This is a genomic window from Antribacter gilvus (assembly GCF_003946865.1).
GTDB lineage: Bacteria > Actinomycetota > Actinomycetes > Actinomycetales > Cellulomonadaceae > Antribacter > Antribacter gilvus.
The window spans coordinates 93,241-109,875 of sequence record NZ_QXTH01000010.1; the positions used below are offsets into that span (position 1 = coordinate 93,241).

Annotated in this window: 15 protein-coding genes; 7 read left to right on the plus strand and 8 right to left on the minus strand. The window is 72.8% G+C overall.

Annotated elements, in window-relative coordinates; translation table 11 throughout:
* Positions 1-8 precede the first annotated feature (8 nt).
* Together D1350_RS17525 and D1350_RS17530 are read left to right on the plus strand one after the other, a co-directional pair.
* Positions 9-206 (plus strand): DUF7455 domain-containing protein, encoded by a 198-nt coding sequence (locus D1350_RS17525; RefSeq protein ID WP_240644183.1) that lies wholly within the window; start codon positions 9-11, stop codon positions 204-206.
* 95 nt (positions 207-301) lie between these two features.
* A complete protein-coding gene (locus D1350_RS17530) occupies positions 302-802 on the plus strand; it encodes a hypothetical protein (protein ID WP_125777332.1) in 501 nt (166 codons plus the stop codon).
* A gap of 62 nt (positions 803-864) precedes the next feature.
* Here the strand turns inward: D1350_RS17530 and D1350_RS17535 are convergent, their stop codons facing one another.
* From D1350_RS17535 to D1350_RS17545, 3 genes are all read right to left on the minus strand, one after another.
* On the minus strand, positions 865-2,517 hold the full coding sequence (locus tag D1350_RS17535) for an RNA polymerase sigma factor (protein ID WP_420807819.1): 1,653 nt from the start codon (positions 2,515-2,517) through the stop codon (positions 865-867).
* A 253-nt stretch (positions 2,518-2,770) separates the two neighbouring features.
* Positions 2,771-3,139 carry a universal stress protein gene (locus D1350_RS17540; protein WP_125777333.1) on the minus strand — a complete coding sequence of 123 codons (369 nt, stop codon included), beginning with the start codon at positions 3,137-3,139 and terminating at the stop codon, positions 2,771-2,773.
* Positions 3,140-3,212: 73 nt separating this feature from the next.
* Positions 3,213-4,538, minus strand: a complete 1,326-nt coding sequence (locus D1350_RS17545; RefSeq protein ID WP_125777334.1) for a DUF4192 domain-containing protein — start codon at positions 4,536-4,538, stop codon at positions 3,213-3,215.
* 129 nt (positions 4,539-4,667) lie between these two features.
* On the opposite strand from D1350_RS17545, the gene D1350_RS17550 reads away from it, so the two are divergent.
* Both D1350_RS17550 and D1350_RS17555 read left to right on the plus strand, forming a co-directional pair.
* Positions 4,668-5,234: a hypothetical protein gene (locus tag D1350_RS17550; RefSeq protein WP_125777335.1), complete on the plus strand. Its 567-nt coding sequence runs from the start codon at positions 4,668-4,670 to the stop codon at positions 5,232-5,234.
* A 73-nt stretch (positions 5,235-5,307) separates the two neighbouring features.
* A complete protein-coding gene (locus tag D1350_RS17555) occupies positions 5,308-6,459 on the plus strand; it encodes a polyprenyl synthetase family protein (RefSeq protein WP_125777336.1) in 1,152 nt (383 codons plus the stop codon).
* Between the two features lie 9 nt (positions 6,460-6,468).
* Here D1350_RS17555 and D1350_RS17560 read toward each other — a convergent pair whose 3' ends face one another.
* A complete protein-coding gene (locus D1350_RS17560) occupies positions 6,469-8,574 on the minus strand; it encodes a Stk1 family PASTA domain-containing Ser/Thr kinase (protein ID WP_125777437.1) in 2,106 nt (701 codons plus the stop codon).
* A 178-nt stretch (positions 8,575-8,752) separates the two neighbouring features.
* Here D1350_RS17560 and D1350_RS17565 point away from each other — a divergent pair, with 178 nt between their 5' ends.
* A complete protein-coding gene (locus D1350_RS17565) occupies positions 8,753-9,172 on the plus strand; it encodes an Rv2175c family DNA-binding protein (protein WP_125777337.1) in 420 nt (139 codons plus the stop codon).
* Between the two features lie 3 nt (positions 9,173-9,175).
* Here the strand turns inward: D1350_RS17565 and D1350_RS17570 are convergent, their stop codons facing one another.
* From D1350_RS17570 to D1350_RS17580, 3 genes are all read right to left on the minus strand, one after another.
* A complete protein-coding gene (locus D1350_RS17570) occupies positions 9,176-10,525 on the minus strand; it encodes a class II 3-deoxy-7-phosphoheptulonate synthase (RefSeq protein ID WP_125777338.1) in 1,350 nt (449 codons plus the stop codon).
* 55 nt (positions 10,526-10,580) lie between these two features.
* Positions 10,581-11,807: a pyrophosphate--fructose-6-phosphate 1-phosphotransferase gene (locus D1350_RS17575; RefSeq protein WP_125777339.1), complete on the minus strand. Its 1,227-nt coding sequence runs from the start codon at positions 11,805-11,807 to the stop codon at positions 10,581-10,583.
* A gap of 125 nt (positions 11,808-11,932) precedes the next feature.
* On the minus strand, positions 11,933-12,682 hold the full coding sequence (locus D1350_RS17580) for a lysophospholipid acyltransferase family protein (protein ID WP_125777340.1): 750 nt from the start codon (positions 12,680-12,682) through the stop codon (positions 11,933-11,935).
* A gap of 53 nt (positions 12,683-12,735) precedes the next feature.
* Between D1350_RS17580 and D1350_RS17585 the strand changes: the two genes are divergently transcribed.
* The gene (locus tag D1350_RS17585; protein WP_125777341.1) at positions 12,736-13,302 is read left to right on the plus strand and encodes a hypothetical protein; all 567 of its coding nucleotides are present in this window, start codon (positions 12,736-12,738) and stop codon (positions 13,300-13,302) included.
* Between the two features lie 280 nt (positions 13,303-13,582).
* On the opposite strand, the gene D1350_RS17590 is transcribed toward D1350_RS17585, so the two are convergent.
* Positions 13,583-14,527, minus strand: a complete 945-nt coding sequence (locus D1350_RS17590; RefSeq protein WP_125777342.1) for an ROK family glucokinase — start codon at positions 14,525-14,527, stop codon at positions 13,583-13,585.
* Between the two features lie 225 nt (positions 14,528-14,752).
* On the opposite strand from D1350_RS17590, the gene D1350_RS17595 reads away from it, so the two are divergent.
* Positions 14,753-16,582 carry an AMP-dependent synthetase/ligase gene (locus tag D1350_RS17595; protein ID WP_125777343.1) on the plus strand — a complete coding sequence of 610 codons (1,830 nt, stop codon included), beginning with the start codon at positions 14,753-14,755 and terminating at the stop codon, positions 16,580-16,582.
* Positions 16,583-16,635 lie beyond the last annotated feature (53 nt).

Genomic DNA, 16,635 nt, shown 5'->3' on the forward strand with positions numbered 1-16,635 from the left:
TGACCACCATGACGACCGAACCGCTCACCGCCGCCGACCGCTGCGACCGCTGTGGTGCCCAGGCCTACGTCCGCGTCGTTCTCCCCGTGGGCGAGCTGCTCTTCTGCGGCCACCACGGCCGTGCGCACGCCGCTGCGTACTCTGGCGTCGCCAAGCACGTCCAGGACGAGACCGACCGCCTCCTCGCCGAGCACGGCAAGGCCTGACGCCAGGCGCTCGCGCACCCAGACCACACACGTCGACGGCCCGCCCAGGGGGCGGGCCGTCGTCCTGTCCGGGGAGCGCTGCTACCTTCCGGGGCATGAGGAAATCCCTGGTAGCGGCCGCTGCCGTCGCGCTCAGCGTCCTTGCCGTCGCCGGCTGCACCGAGAGCCCGACAGCATCCGAGCCGCTCCCGTCGTCTCCCAGCGCGTCGTCGGCACCGACCACCGACGCATCGGCCACAGCCACAGCCACAGCCACGATCCCCCTGCCGATCCCGGAGGAGGTGGCGATCACCGGGAGCACCAATCCGCTCACCGTGGTCTGGGTCGCCGTCTCCCTCGACCCCGACGAGCTGGTCGAGGCCGAGGCACGGGTCGCGACCGTCGCCCCCGAGGGCCTTACGGCGATCAGCACCCCGCTCGAGTGCCAGTCGGCCGCCCACGAGCAGCTCCTTCCGGAGGTCACCGGACCCGACGTCTACAAGTGGGGCGTCCCCCTGTACTACGCGGACGCCCACGACGCTCAGGACGCCGCTGAGATCCTCGGCGAGCCGATCGCGGGGATCATCACCGGCGACGTGTTCTGCCACTTCGACTGACCCGCTCCATGGGAGAAGGCCCCGCTCGGTGAGCGGGGCCTTCTCGCATCAGCTTCCGGACGTCAGTCCAGGTAGTCGCGCAGAACCTGCGACCGCGACGGGTGCCGCAGCTTCGACATCGTCTTGGACTCGATCTGGCGGATGCGCTCGCGCGTCACGCCGTAGACCTTGCCGATCTCGTCCAGCGTCTTGGGCTGGCCGTCCTGCAGGCCGAACCGCATGGAGACCACGCCGGCCTCCCGCTCGGACAGCGTGTCGAGCACCTGGTGCAGCTGCTCCTGGAGCAGCGTGAACGACACGGCGTCCGCCGGGACCACGGCCTCGGAGTCCTCGATGAGGTCACCGAACTCGCTGTCGCCGTCCTCACCGAGGGGCGTGTGCAGCGAGATGGGCTCGCGGCCGTACTTCTGGACCTCGACCACCTTCTCGGGGGTCATGTCCAGCTCCTTGGCCAGCTCCTCCGGCGTGGGCTCGCGGCCCAGGTCCTGGAGCATCTGGCGCTGGACGCGGGCCAGCTTGTTGATGACCTCGACCATGTGCACCGGGATGCGGATGGTGCGGGCCTGGTCGGCCATGGCGCGAGTGATCGCCTGACGGATCCACCAGGTGGCGTACGTGGAGAACTTGTAGCCCTTGGTGTAGTCGAACTTCTCGACCGCGCGGATCAGACCGAGGTTGCCCTCCTGGATCAGGTCCAGGAACAGCATGCCGCGACCCGTGTAACGCTTCGCGAGCGAGACCACCAGACGCAGGTTCGCCTCGAGCAGGTGGTTCTTCGCGCGCTTGCCGTCGTGCGCGATCCACTTGAGGTCGCGCTCCATGCGCCGCTGGTCGGGGTCGGCCCGGTCGAACGTCTGGGACGCGAGGCGCTCCTCGGCGAACAGGCCGGCCTCGATCCGCTTGGCGAGCTCGACCTCCTGCTCGGCGTTCAGCAGCGCGACCTTACCGATCTGCTTCAGGTAGTCCTTGACCGGGTCCGCCGTAGCCCCGGCGGTCACGACCTGCTGGACGGGGGCGTCGTCCTCGTCCGCGTCGGACACCACGAAGCCCGTGTCCTCGTCGGCCTCGACCTTCGCCGCCACCACGGGCGCGACGACGGCCGCCTCGTCGGTCCCGGCCGGGATCTCGACGTCGTCGACCTCGATGTCTGCCTCGAGCTCCTCGATGGGGACGTCCTCGAGCTCCTCGTCGTCGCCCTTGGCCTTGCCCTTGGCACCCTTGGCGGGGGCCTTGGCGTCGCCGGCCTTCGGGGCAGCCTTGCGGCGCGTCGCGGGCTTCTTGGGCTCCTCGACGACCTCGGGCTCGGGAGCGACCTCGGCGCCCTTGGCCGCGGAGGTGCGGGACTTGGCCGCCGCACGGCTCGTCGACGCGGAGGTACGGGTGGTGCGCCGTGTCGTGCCCGTCGCGGCCTCCCCCTCGGCGGGGGCCTTCGCCGCGACGGTGGTGGAGCGCGCGGCAGAAGCCGCGGCCACCTTGGTCGCGGTCGGCACTCCCACCTCGACGCCGGCGTTCGCAAGAGCGCGGAGCACGGCCTTCAGCCGCTTGGCGTCAGCGATCTGCGCTGTCTCGCACGCGGTGCGGAAGTTCTCGGCCTCCACGCGCCCGGCAGCCACGCCGCTGTCGAGCAGTTCCTTCAGCGCGGGGTGCTCGAACTCGCGGGGCAGATTGTCGCGCGCAGCGTCACGAACAGGGGCGACGTTCTGGGGATCTTTCACGGAAGTGGGCGCCACAAACCGACCTTTCGGTAATCGAGGGGGCGGCGTACCGCCGTCGGGGCCTTCACCGGATCTTCTTCAGCCGCCGGCGGACAAGAGATATTGTACCGTCGGGAGCCGTCCGCGCCGCCTCGGCACGACGATCCGGGCGAATCCGTGCGGATTATCACCTTGCGGTACGTGCCTGACCTCGCAGTCCGGGAGAATTCTTGTTCCCCTGACAACGGTCGGGGGCACCCGGGAATTCCCGTTCTCAGACCTTGACGGTCAGCACCGGGCACGGCGCCTCGATGAGGATCCGCTGGGCTCCCGCGCCGAGGATCAGCTTCCCGACAGGGCTCCGGCGGCGCAGCCCGATGACCACCAGCTCGGCGCCGGTGTCCGTCGCCGCGCGGACGAGGTCGTCCGCGAGGTCGCCGGTACCCGGGACGACCCGCACCTGGAGGCCGGACTGCTCGAGGCCGCCGGTGAGCTCACCCAGGCCGGCGTCCGAACCGTCCTCCGCGCCCTTGCCGGTGGTCACCACCACCAGCGGCAGACCGCGCTGCCGCGCCTCCTCGACTGCGGCGCTCAGCGCCTCCCGGCCCTCGGGGGTGGCCAGGTGGCCCACGACGATCGTCATGTCTCCCGACGCTACCCGACTTCGGGGTGGCGCTCAGCCCGGCGCCACCCCGAGCCCGGGCTCTTCTCGCCGGTCAGCCGGCCCGAGCGCCCAGCGACGGGCGGGGCGCCGCCTCCCTGCCCCGCGACTCCTCCTCCTCCCGGTACACCCGTCCCACCCAACCAGGCGGCACCCCGCCCTGCAGGGCGCTCCCCAGAAGGACCGCGAGCCGGTATCCCGGCTCGGCCCGGAGCGCCTCCGTCACCCGCTCGCCCGCCCCTCCGCCGTCGCCGTCCCACCACGACAGCAGCCCGAGGAGGAGGCACGCGGGCGCCCAGCGCCGGCGCGGCACATGGGCCACGACCGCCTCGAGGACCACGCACGCCGGGGCCGTGAGGCGCCGGTCGGGCTGCTCCCCGACGCCCGGGTCGACGATCCGGGCCATCACGGAACCGATCGCGGCGTCCCGTGCGGGATCCGCCTGACGCCTGGCCGTGGCGCTCGCCAGCTCCTCGGTGCCCGGGACGAGGCTCAGGAGGACCGCGTCGCGGATCCAGGTGTCCGAGAGCCCCGCCGCCAGCCTGCCCAGAAGGACGGGGGCCAGGACCACCTGCTGCCCCGGCTCCACCGCGGCCTGCCGGGTGAGGGTGCGCCACAGGTCGAGCACCTCCGCGCCCCTCTGGCTGAGCGACCGCACCGCACGGGCCGCGTCCGGGCCCGTGCCGGCCGCCGCCACGACGATCCGGTCGTGCTGCTGCTGCCAGCGGCCCGCGGCCCGGCTCGCCTGGGCCCGCGCCTCCGTGGCCGCAGGCCGGATGGCGTACCGCTCCGCCCGGCTGGGGGCGACGGTACGTCCCTCGAGGACCATGCCGGCGCTGACTCTGCTGCCCTCGATCTGCGTGAGCGGCCGACCGCCAGGCGGGCAGCAGACCTGGTCGGTGCAGCCCAGGGCGCGGTACCCGGTGGGAGCCACGACCCACGCCTCGGTGCCCGGCAGCACCCGGTCGAGACGGGCGCGGACGAGGTCGACGGCCCGCCGCTCGGCGCCGCGGGGACGCCCGTCGAGGTCGGCTGCCGTGTACACGACCACGACCGCCCGGTCCGCACCGTCCGCGACCGTGTGCTCGACGAGCCAGTCCGCGAGCCCCGCCCCGCCCGGCTCCCCGCCCCCGCCCGGCTCCCCGGGTCCGTCTGTCCCAGCCCCACCTGTCCCCGCCGGCCCGGCCCCCGCCGGCCCGGCCCCGACCGGCGGGGCGAGCGTGAGGTCGTCGAGGTCGACGCGGGCGACGAGCCCGACCGAGCGTCTCGGTCCGCGGAGGCTGACGACGACGAGGGAGTCCTGGGGCCGGAACCCGAGCCGGAAGGGGATGTATGCGAGGAGGTCCTGGGGTCCGCCGACCCGCACCGTGGCTGTTGTCATGCCCCGATCCCACCCGCCCGGCCGCCGCGCGGCCGGGTGGGACGGCCGTTGTGGAGGCGTCCGCGCTTGTGGTCGGGCTCCGCGCCCCGCCTTGTGGTCGCGCGGGTCGGTCCGGGTACGGTGTGCCTCGTGCCAGCCCGCACCGTCGACCCGCGTCCCGCCTCTCGTGCCCCCCGCCTGCCCGCCCGGGCGCGGAGCGCCGTGCTGGTGGCGGTCGTCGTCGCCCTGACGGCCGCCGCGTGCGGTGAGCCGGCCGCCGAGGGCGAGGACGCCGTCGTCGGGCAGGATGCCGTCGCGTCCCTGCCGGCGTTCGACCCGTCCTCCGCGGTCGGCAGGTATGTTCCCGGGTTCCCCCAGGAGCTGCTGCCGGTGCCGGCGTCGGCCACGCTGCTCGCCACGTCCGCGCAGCCCTCCGAGGGGTCGGTCCCGCCGCAGACGCAGATCACCATGAACCTCACCTCGTCGCTCACCCCGCAGGAGGTCCTGGACCAGTTCGCCGCGTCCCTCGGCGGTCAGGGGTTCGCGCCCGTGGAGGCGCCGGACGCCACCGGCCTCACGGCCCAGGCGGCCTACACCCGGCAGTCGCCCACAGACGCCGGCACCGCCACGGAGTCGCTCCTCGTCGGCATCCTGGACGACGGCGCACGCCGCCTGGTGACCGTCACCGGCACGGTCCTGGCACCCGCCGCGCCCTGACCGCCAGGAACAGGTCACGCGTCACACCGCCCCACGCCCGCGAGCACCGCGCCTCGCGGCCTAGGCTGGGACCGTGCCTTCCCTCGCAGCCCACTCCCCCGCAGCGCCGGCCGCCGCGGCGGCGCTCGTCGACCTCGAGAACCTCCGCACCGACGTCGACTCCGCGGTCCGCGCGCACCTCGACGCCCTCGCGACCGAGGTGGAGCGGATCGGCGCGGGAGCCAAGGCCCTCACCGACCAGGCCGCCGACCTCCTGCTGGGCGGCAAGCGGCTGCGCGCCGCGTTCTGCTACTGGTCGTTCCGCGCGCACGGCGGCGCCGGGCCCCTCGACGGGGACGACGCGGCCCGCACCGCGGCGGTCCGGGTGGGCGCCGCGCTCGAGCTCTTCCAGGCGGCCGCCCTCCTGCACGACGACGTCATGGACAACTCCGACACGCGACGTGGCCGTCCCACCGCGCACCGCGCCTTCGCCGCGCGGCACGTGGTCGCCGGGTGGGCCGGCGGGAGCGACGCGTTCGGCGAGGCCGCTGCCATCCTCCTGGGCGACCTGGTGCTCGTCGCCGCCCAGCGCGAGCTGAGCGCCGCGCTCGACGGCCTCCCCAACGGCGTCGCCCGCGCCGCCCGCGCCACGTTCGACGCGATGCAGAGCGAGGTGGTCGTCGGTCAGTACCTGGACGTGCTGGTGCAGGCCGAGCCGTGGGGCGCGGACCCCGCGTCGGACGAGGAGCGGGCCCGTGCCGTGCTGCGCGCCAAGTCGGCGACCTACTCGGTCGCGGCGCCCCTGGCCCTCGGCGCGGTGCTGGCCGGGGCGTCGCCGGAGCGGGTCGAGGCGGTGCGCGCCGCGGGCCTGCCGCTCGGCGAGGCGTTCCAGCTGCGCGACGACGTCCTGGGCGTCTTCGGCGACCCGGCAGTGACCGGCAAGCCCGCCGGGGACGACCTGCGCGAGGGCAAGCGCACGGTCCTCATGGCCCGCACGATGGCCGGGACCGACGACGCGGGGCGGGGCCTCGTGACGCGCCGCCTCGGCGACCCCGCCCTGACCGACGACGCCGTGGCCGAGCTCCGCGGCACGATCGTCGGCTCGGGGGCCCTCGACGCCGTCGAGGCGGTCATCGACGAGCTGGCCACCCGTGCCCACGTGCGCCTGGCTGCCGCCGGCCTGGCCGAGCCCGGGCGTACGGTGCTGGCCGACCTGGCGCACGCGGCCGTGGACCGGGCGGCCTGACGCCGCTGGTCAGAAGCCGGCGATCGTCACGGTGCTGCCCTCGTTCGCAGTCTCGCCGGCGCCCGGGACCTGGCGACCGACCTTGTCGCCCGTGAAGGCGAAGGTCCAGTCCTCCACCTCGACGACGAACCCCGCGGCCTCCAGCGCGGTCCTGGCCTCCTCGCGCGACAGGTCGACCACGCTGGGCACCTCGACCTGCACCGGCCCGGTGGAGACCAGGAGAGTCACCGGGTCGCCACGGCGGACCTGGGTACTGTTCTCCGGGTCCTGCGCCACGACATGGCCTGCCTCGTGGTCGTTCGAGGCCTCCTCGATGACCTCCACCCGGAGACCCAGGTCCTCCAGGGTCTTCCGGGCCACCTCGACGGCGGTCCCCACCACCTGGGGCACGGCGACCGGCGGAGGGCCTGCGGAGACGGTGAGCGTGAGGGTGGTGCCGCGCTCCAGCGAGGCCCCCTCCTCGACGGCGCCCTCCGGGCCTGAGACCGCCATCACCTGTCCCTCGGGGATCGCGTCGTCGTTCGTCGAGGTAGCGGTGCCCAGCATGAAGCCGGCGTCCTGAAGCGCCCTGCTCGCGGCGTCCTGCATCTTGCCCACCACCCCGGTGGGGACCTCGATCAGGTCGACACCGAGCGACACCAGGAGCTCGACGGTCTCGCCCTCGTTCAGCGTGGCGCCCGAGGCCGGGTCGGTGGAGATCACCGAGCCCTCGGCCACCGTGGCGTCGTGCTGCTCCGCCTTCGCCACGACGAGCCCCACGGCCTCGAGCCTCGACTCCGCCTCGGCCACCGGCAGGCCGGTCAGCCCGTCGGGCACGGTCGCCGTGCTCACCGCCTGGCTCCGGATCCACCCGAAGAGGGCGATCAGCAGGACCAGCAGCACGATCGCGGTGACGATCGTGCCGGTCGCCCGCTTCTTGTCGAGACGCGGCGTCTCCGGCGGGGCGCCCCCCGCCGTGAGCCCTGCCGGGCGCCGGTCCGCCGGGACCATCGCCTGGCCCGGGTACCCGGGCTGCTGCCCGTAGACGCCAGGAGCGGCGTGCTGGCCGGGCGTGCCGTAGTACGGGCCGGGCCGGCCCGGGAGCATCGTCGTGGGCATGGTGCCCTGGCGGGCACCTTCTGCGGGGCCGCCCACGGCAGGCATCGCCGTCGTCGGCGGCATCCCCCGCGCGGGAGCGACCGTGCCCGACGCCGGGCCACCGTCCGACGCGGCAGCCGCAGCAGCCGCGGCCGCGGGATCTCCGACCACCGAGTCGAGCACGCCGTCGGGCAGCGAGTGCCGCACACCGCGCAGCACCTCGAGGGCTGCGGCCGCGTCCATGGGCCGCCCGTCGGGGTTACGGGCCGCGAACGAGCACACCATGTCGTCAACGGCGGGGCCGAGCTGGGGCGCGAGCGACGACGGCCGGGGCACGTCGTTGTTGACGTGCGCGAACGCGATCTGGATCGGGGTGTCCCCCGGGTGCGGCAGCCGGCCCGTCAGCATCTCGAAGGCGAGGATGCCCACGGCGTACACGTCCGCGCGGGCGTCGCACCTGCCCGTGGAGATGACCTCCGGGGCGAGATAGGCGACCGTGCCGAGGACGGTGCCCGTCGAGGTCGACGTCACCTCCGTGACGGCACGCGCCAGGCCGAAGTCGGCAACCTTGACCTGCCCGCTCTCCGCGGTGATCAGCACGTTCTCCGGCTTGATGTCGCGGTGGACCACGCCCTTGCGGTGCGCCACGGAGAGCGCGGCGAGCACCTGCTCGAGGATCGCGAACGCCCGCCGGACGGTCATCCCACCGTTGCGGATCTCCCGGCGCAGGTTGGTGCCGGGTACGTACTCCATCGTGAGGTAGCTGGTCTCGCCGTCGAGCCCCTGGTCGAAGACCGCCACCACGCCGTGGTGGGTGAGGCCCGCGGCTGCGCGCGCCTCCCGCCGGAAGCGCGAGAGGAAGTCGTTCGCCTCGGCACCCTCCGCCAGGTGCGGGTGCATGACCTTGAGGGCCACCTCCCGGTCCAGGCGGCGGTCGAGCGCACGGTAGACCGTGGCCATGCCGCCGCGAGCAACACGCTCGAGTACCTCGTACCGCCCGTCGACCAGGCGGCCGAGCAGGGGGTCCGTCGTCACCATGGCCACGGGGCCGAGTCTAAGCGGGTGAGACGGGCCCACGGCGGAGCCCACCACGCGCGGGTGTCGCACCGTTGCACGATCGTTGCCGGGAGTTCACCCGGCCTTAGCACCCACGACGGGGACGCCCGCCCGGCGCCCGTCGCCCTGCGCACCCCGGTCACGGCTTAGGCTTGTGGGCGTGAGTGAAACCGCTGCCCGTCTCGACGACCTCGTCGACGACTGGCTGACCCTGCCCGACCTCGCCGAGGTGCTCGACATCGACCTCGGCAAGACGCGCCGCCTCGTTCAGGACCGGCACCTCGTCGGGATCAAGCGCGGACCCGGCACCACCTTCCAGGTCCCGGCCCGCTTCGTCGTGCCCGACCCCGACCGGAGGCCCCGCGCGGGCGACGACGGCGACGACGCCGACCCGGGCGGCTCGATCGTCATCCCGACGCTGCGCGGCACCATCGTGCTGCTCTCGGACGGCGGCTTCACCGACCCCGAGATCATCGAGTGGCTCTTCACCCACGAGGACGCGCTGGGCACCCGGCCCGTCGACGCGCTGGCCTCGGGCCGGCGCGCCGAGGTCCGCCGGGTGGCCCAGACGCACCTCTGACCCTCAGGCGCGGAGCATCTCCGCGACCTGGAAGGCCAGCTCCAGCGACTGCTGGTGGTTGAGCCGCGGGTCCACGAGGGTCTCGTAGCGCAGCGCGAGGCCCTCGTCGGAGATCTCCTCGCTGCCGCCCAGCACCTCGGTGACGTCGTCGCCGGTGAGCTCGATGTGGAGCCCGCCCGGCACGGTGCCCTGGGCGCGGTGCACCTCGAAGAAGCCGGCCACCTCGTCGAGCACGTCGGACAGGCGGCGGGTCTTGTAGCCGCTGGCCGACGTGATCGTGTTGCCGTGCATGGGGTCCGTCACCCAGGTGACCTGGGCGCCCGAGCCCGTGACGGCCTCGACCAGCTTGGGCAGCGCGTCACGGATCGTGGACGCGCCCATGCGGGTCACGAACGTCAGCCGGCCGGGCGTGTTGTCGGGGTTCAGGCGCTCGATCAGCGCGAGGGCGTCCTCCGGCACGGTGGTGGGCCCGAGCTTCACCCCGATGGGGTTCGCCACGCGGGACAGGAAGTCCACGTGGGCGCCGTCGAGCTGGCGCGTGCGCTCCCCGATCCACAGGAAGTGCGCCGACGTGTCATAGGCGCGGCCGGTGCGCTGGTCCTGGCGCGTCAGGGCGCGCTCGTAGTCGAGGATCAGGGCCTCGTGGCTGAGGAAGAACTCGACCGTCTTCAAGGCATTGAAGTCGGCTCCGCAGGCCTCCATGAAGCGGATCGCGCGATCGATCTCGTCGGCCGTCGACTCGTAGCGGGCGTACGCCGGGTTCCGCATGAAGCCGCGGTTCCACTCGTGCACCCGGCGCAGGTCGGCGAAACCGCCCTGCGTGAACGCGCGCACCACGTTCGCCGTCGCCGACGAGATCCGGTACGCCTGCTCGAGCCGCTCCGGGTCGGGAACTCGTGCCTCACGCGTGAAGGGGAAGCCGTTGACCATGTCGCCCCGGTAGGCGGGCAGCGTCACGCCGTCGCGCTCCTCGAGGTCCGACGAGCGCGGCTTCGCGTACTGCCCCGCGAGGCGGCCCATCTTCACCACGGGAGTGCTCGCGCCGTGCGTGAGGATGACGGCCATCTGCAGGATGGTGCGGACCTTGTTGCGGATCCGGTTCGCGTTCGCGTCCGCGAACGTCTCGGCGCAGTCGCCGCCCTGGAGGAGGAAGGCCTCGCCCCGGCCTGCGGCGGCCAGCCGCTCGCGGAGCGTGTCGGCCTCGGCCGGCACCACGAGGGGGGCCGCCTGAGAGAGTCGCTCCGAGACGGCGGCGAGCGCCCCGGCGTCGGGCCAGGTCGGTTGCTGACGAGCCTCGAGCGTGCGGAAGTGGTCAAGTCCTGCAGCCAGCGCGGTGTCCGCGACCGTGCTCATGCGAGTGCCCTTCGTAGGTCCGGCCCCGGGGCGCGAGCCCCGGGGCCGGAGAAGATCAGTGGGCGGCTGCCGTCGCGGGGACGAGCGGCTGCCCGATCGCGGCGAGGATCTCGCCGAACCACTCCTGCGTCACGTCGAAGGCCTTGCCGCCCGCGATGCGGGGGAACGCGATCGCCTTGAGCCGGTCGCCGTCCTCCTCGTCGTGGCCGATCACGCCGGACTCGCCGCGCAGCGCGCACTCGACCGCGAGGTCCGTCATCGACTTGATGAGGCGCAGGTCCTCGGCGTTCGCCGCGGCGGCGCGCGAGTAGTAGCCCGACTTCTGGACCATGACCTTCTCGGCGCCGAGCTTCTCCGCGAACTGCTTCGCGAACCACTGGCCCGGGTTGATCGTGTCGAGCCTGACGTGCCCGAACGGGTCCCGCGGCACCTCCTCGCCGGCGGCCTCGAGCTGCGCGACGATCTCGTGCATGCCCGCGCCCTCGGAGAGGAAGATGTTGACGTTGCCGATCTCGTCCATCACGGCGCGCAGGCGCTTCGCCTCCGCCTCGATGTCGAGCTCGAGCTCCGGCAGGAACACGGCGTGGACGTCCCAGCGCTCCTTGGTGAGGCCCAGCGCGGGGGCCCACTCCTGCTGGTCGAGCCACTTGCGGTACTCCTTGGCCGCGGCGGCGGTGAGCCACCCGCAGTGCCTGCCCATGACCTCGTGCACGATGAGCATGCGCGGGCCCGAGCGGTGCTCGCCGATGACGTTGGCCGCGAAGCCGGCAGCCTCCTCGGCCGCGGTCCAGGCGCCGAGCGACTGACGGATCGGGATCACGTCGTTGTCGATCGTCTTGGGCAGGCCCACGACCGTGAGCTCGTACCCGTTCTCGTGCAGGTAGGCCGCGAGGTCGGCAGCCGTCGTGTTCGTGTCGTCGCCGCCGATGGTGTGGAGCACGTCCACGCCGTCGGACTTGAGCTGCTCGGCGGCCACGTGCAGCGGGTCCTGGCCCTCCTGGACCAGCCCGCGCTTGACCGCGTCGGCCACGTTCGTCAGCTTGACGCGCGAGTTGCCGATGGGCGAGCCGCCGAACCGGTGCAGGATCCCGGCCTGCTTGCGACCCTCCTCGTCGATCTCGATCTTCGTGCCCGTCAGCAGGCCGTGGTAGCCGTACTGGTAGGCGATGATCTCGATCGTGGGGTCGAGCTCTGTATAACGCTCGATGAGCCCACCCACGGCCGAGGAAAGGCAGGGGGCAAAGCCGCCGGCGGTCAGCAGAGCCACGCGACGAACAGCCATCGGACTAGCACCTCTCGTTGGGGACTGGCGGGACCGGCGCCAGGCGCCGGGCCCTCGCTGCCATCCTACTGACGGCCCGCCCTGACCAGCGCCGGTTCCGCCCCCTGGACGGTCCTCCCCGGGGCCTATCTCGCGGGGGGCTCCGGGAGGGGCTTTCCACCGGGTGCGACGTCGGCCGCGGGGCCCGCCTCGTTGCCCGCGGCCAGCCGCGCCTTCGCCGTGGCGGCGTACACATCCACGTACTCCTGGCCGGAGAGCTGGAGGATGGCGTACATGATCTCGTCGGTGACGGCCCGGAGGACGAACCGGTCCTCCTCCATGCCCTTGTAGCGGGAGAAGTCCAGCGGCTTCCCGACGATCGCGCCGAGCGGCATGAGCTTGGGGATCCGGCGCCCGATCGGCTGGGCCACGTCGGTGCCGACCATCACGATGGGGATCACCGGGGCGCCGGACTCGAGCGCGAGCCGCGCCACGCCGGTCTTGCCGCGGTACAGGCGGCCGTCGGGGCTGCGGGTGCCCTCGGGATAGATGCCGAAGAGGCCGCCCTCGCGCAGCACGCGCAGGCCGGTCTCCAGCGCTGCCTCGCTGGCCCTGCCGCCCGTGCGGTCCACGGGGATGGTGCCGACGCCGCGCATGAAGCCCGCCACGATGCGGCCCTTGATGCCCGTGCCGGTGAAGTAGTCGGACTTGCCCAGGAACTTGACCTGCCGGTCGAGGAGGAGCGGCAGGATGAACGAGTCGATCACCGCGAGGTGGTTTCCGGCCAGGATCGCCGCCCCGGACTCGGGCACGTTCTCACCGCCCCGGACCCACGGGCGGTACGCCAGCCGGAGCAGCGGCCCGACCAGCACGTGCTTCATCACCCAGAAGAACAACTTTCCTCCTCCGACCCCCGCGCGGAGCCACGATCCGACTCTAGAGTGTGCGCATGGCCGCATCGAACACGGACGACCGCGACGACGACCAGTCCCCGGACGGCTCGGGAGAGCTGCCCGACCACGACGTGGAAGCCCGCTGGGCGGACATCGTGGCGACGCTCGGCGACATCAGCCAGCCCGGTGACGACGACGGCGAGCGTCCCGCGCCCTCCGGCACAGAGCCTGGCAGCACATCTGCCAGTGCGCCCGGTGACGTCGCCGCGACGGACGACGCCTCCGCGCCGCCCGCCCGGATCGTACGGCCTGCCGGGCCGCGCGACTGGCCCGCCTCCGACGAGGTGGAGGCGCTCGAGGAGGTGGAGTCCCACTTCACCCCACCCGAGCCGCCGCCGCTCCTGTCGAAGGACCCGCTGCTCACGATGGCCTGGGGCTTCGTGGTGGGCATCCCGGTGCTCTCGCTCGCGACCGTGCTGGTCGTCTCGGCGTTCCCCTCCGTGCACATCCCGCCCCTGGCGGGGCAGATCGGCATCGGCCTGTTCGTGGCAGGTCTCGGCGTGCTGTTCTGGCGGATGCCGCACCACCGTGACGGAGACGACGGCCCTGGGGCCGTCGTCTGAGACCGGAACGCAGCGCAGGGTGAGGGCCGAGGAACGAGGCCCTCGCCCGGAGCGGAGTGCAGGTCTCAGACGACAAAAAACACAGTCTGAGACAGGACCGGCCCACAGACCAGACCCGCGGGCCTTGGCCTGAGACCAGGACCGGCCGGCAGACGAGATCCGCGGGCCTTGGCCTGAAACCGGCCCGACCACAGACCAGATCCGCGGGCCGTCGCCTGAAACCAGTCAAGGCCCACAGACCAGATCCGCGGGCCGCAGCCTGAAACCAGCCCCTACCCCCTCAGCGTCGTGCCAGGTCTGCCGCTCCGATGATCCCGGCCTCGTTCCCGTGGTGCGCCAGCTCGATGGCCGCGACCGGCCGGTGGCCCAGGGCGGAGAGCTGCGCCTCGTAGCCGCGGCGGACCGGGCCGAGCAGCAGCTCGCCGGCCGCGCCGACCCCACCGCCGATGACGACGAGCTCGAAGTCGAGCAGCGCGGCGACGGACGCGGCGCCCTCGCCGATCCAGCGACCGAGGGTGGCGAGCAGCTCGACGGCGAGCTCGTCGCCGTCCTGTGCAGCCTGCGTGACCTGCGGGCCGGTGATCTTCTCGGGGTCTCCCCCGGCGCCCTCGAGCAGGCGCGCCGCGCGGTCGGGCGAGGCGATGGCCGCGTGCTGCGCGTCGCGCACCAGGGCGGTCCCCGAGGCGTACTGCTCCCAGCAGCCCTCGTGGCCGCAGCCGCAGTAGTGGCCCTCGGGGACCACGCGCATGTGGCCCACCTCGGCGGCCATGCCCCACTTGCCGCGGACGAGCTCGCCGCCCACGACGATGGCGCCGCCCAGGCCGGTGCCGACGGTGAGCAGGAGCATGTCGGTCACCTCGCGCCCGGCGCCGAACCGGAACTCGGCCCAGCCGGCGGCGTTGGCGTCGTTCTCCACGACGATGGGGACGTCGACGTGGATCAGCTCGCCCACCTTGGCGGCGAGCGGGTACTCACGCCAGGCGATGTTGGGCGCGAACTGCACGGACGTGCGGTCGGGGCTGATGAACCCGGCGGCGGCGAGGCCGATCGCGCCGACCTTGTGCTCCTTGGCGAGCTCGTCCACGGCGTCGGCGATGGCGCGGTCGATCTGGGCCACGTCGTCGGCGTCGGTCTCCCGGCGCACCTGCGCCAGGATCTGCCCCTCCTCGTCCACCACGCCGACCGCGATCTTGGTGCCGCCGATGTCGACTCCGATGGCGTGCATGCGTCCTCACGTTCTCTCGCTGCAGGGCGGCCGGGCCCGGAGGCGACCGCAGGGTGTTCGCGCCCGTGGACGCACGGCCCCAGCCTAACGACCGCCGGGACCGATGGGGCCATGGCACCCGGTTCGTGGACAGGCGCGACGGTCCGGTGTGCGGCTGCTCACACCGGAAGGGGGATTACCGGTATCTTTGCAGCCACGGTCAGTACTGCCACTGGAGTCAGACACATGGACGAGATCCTCAGCCCACAGCTCATCGAGCTGCCACCGACGTCGAACCTGAACGATGTGCTCGCGACGCGGGTCTCCGCCGGCGCGCACCGGCCGTTCGCCGAGGTGCCCGGCGCGAACGCGAGCGATCCGTGGTCGGTGGTGACGGCCGGCGAGTTCGACGCGCAGGTCGTCGCCGTGGCCAAGGGTCTCGTGGCGCGCGGGATCCAGCCGGGCGACGCGGTGGGCATCATGTGCCGCACCCGGTACGAGTGGACGCTCCTCGACTTCGCCGCCTGGGCGGCGGGCGCTCTACCGATCCCCATCTACGAGACGTCCAGCGCCGAGCAGGTGCAGTGGATCGTCAGCGACTCCGAGGTGAAGCTCCTGGTCACGGAGACCGCGGAGCACGCCGCGACGGTCGCCGAGGTGAGCGACCAGACCCCGAGCCTCCAGGACGTGCTCGTCATCGACGACGGCGCGATCGCGACGCTCACGGCCGACGGCGCGGACGTCACGGACGAGGAGATCGCCCGCCGCCGCGCCATCGCGAACCTCGACGACCTCGCGACGATCATCTACACGTCCGGCACCACGGGCCGCCCCAAGGGCGCCGAGCTGACGCACGGCAACTTCGCGTCGCTCACCATCAACGCGATCGAGGTGAACCCGGAGGTGTTCGCCGAGGGCGGCCGCACGCTGCTCTTCATCCCCCTGGCGCACGTCTTCGCCCGGTTCGTCGAGGTGCTGGCGGTCGCCGGCGGCGTGGTCCTGGGCCACACGCCCGACACCAAGCAGCTCCTGCCCGACCTGGCCGCGTTCAAGCCCACGTTCATCCTCGCCGTGCCCCGCGTCTTCGAGAAGGTCTACAACTCGGCGGAGCAGTCCGCGGCAGCCGGCGGCAAGGTCAAGATCTTCCACTGGGCCGTGGCGACCGCGATCGCCTGGTCGCGCGCCCAGGACACCGACAAGGGCCCGGGGCTCTGGCTGAACGTCCAGCACAAGGTCGCAGACATCCTGGTCTACTCCAAGCTCAAGGCGAAGCTGGGCGGGGCCGCGCGGCACGCGGTGTCCGGCGGCGGCCCGCTGGGCGAGCGCCTCGGCCACTTCTACCGCGGCCTGGGCCTCATGATCCTCGAGGGCTACGGCCTGACGGAGTCCACAGCGCCCACGTCGGTCAACCGGCCGGACGCCATCAAGGTCGGCTCCGTCGGCCTCCAGCTGCCCGGCTGCGGCGCGAAGATCGCCGAGGACGGCGAGATCCTCCTCAAGGGCATCCACATCTTCCGCGGCTACCACAACAACCCCGAGGCCACGGCCGAGTCGTTCACCGACGACGGCTGGTTCCGCACCGGCGACCTCGGCGTCCTGGACGACGACGGGTTCCTCACGATCACCGGCCGCAAGAAGGAGATCATCGTCACCGCGGGCGGCAAGAACGTGGCGCCGTCGGTCCTCGAGGACCGGATCCGCGCGCACGCGCTGGTCAGCCAGTGCGTCGTGGTGGGCGACAACAAGCCGTACATCGCCGCTCTCGTCACCATCGACGAGGAGGGCCTGCCCGGCTGGCTGAACATGCACGGCAAGCCCGCCATGTCGGTCGACGAGGCCCGCAAGGACCCGGACGTGCTCGCCGCGCTCGACCAGGCGGTCATCCGGGCGAACAAGGCCGTCTCCAAGGCGGAGTCGATCCGCAAGTTCACGGTCCTCGAGCAGGACCTCACGATCGAGAACGGCTACCTCACGCCGAAGCAGAGCGTGCGCCGCTCGGTCTTCACCGCCGACTACGCGGGCGAGATCGAGCGCCTGTACTCGGACACCAACAAGGACTCCCTGCACCTGATCTAGCGAGAGGTTGCTCGACGACGGCTGTGGCCGCCTTCCGTACGGAAGGCGGCCAC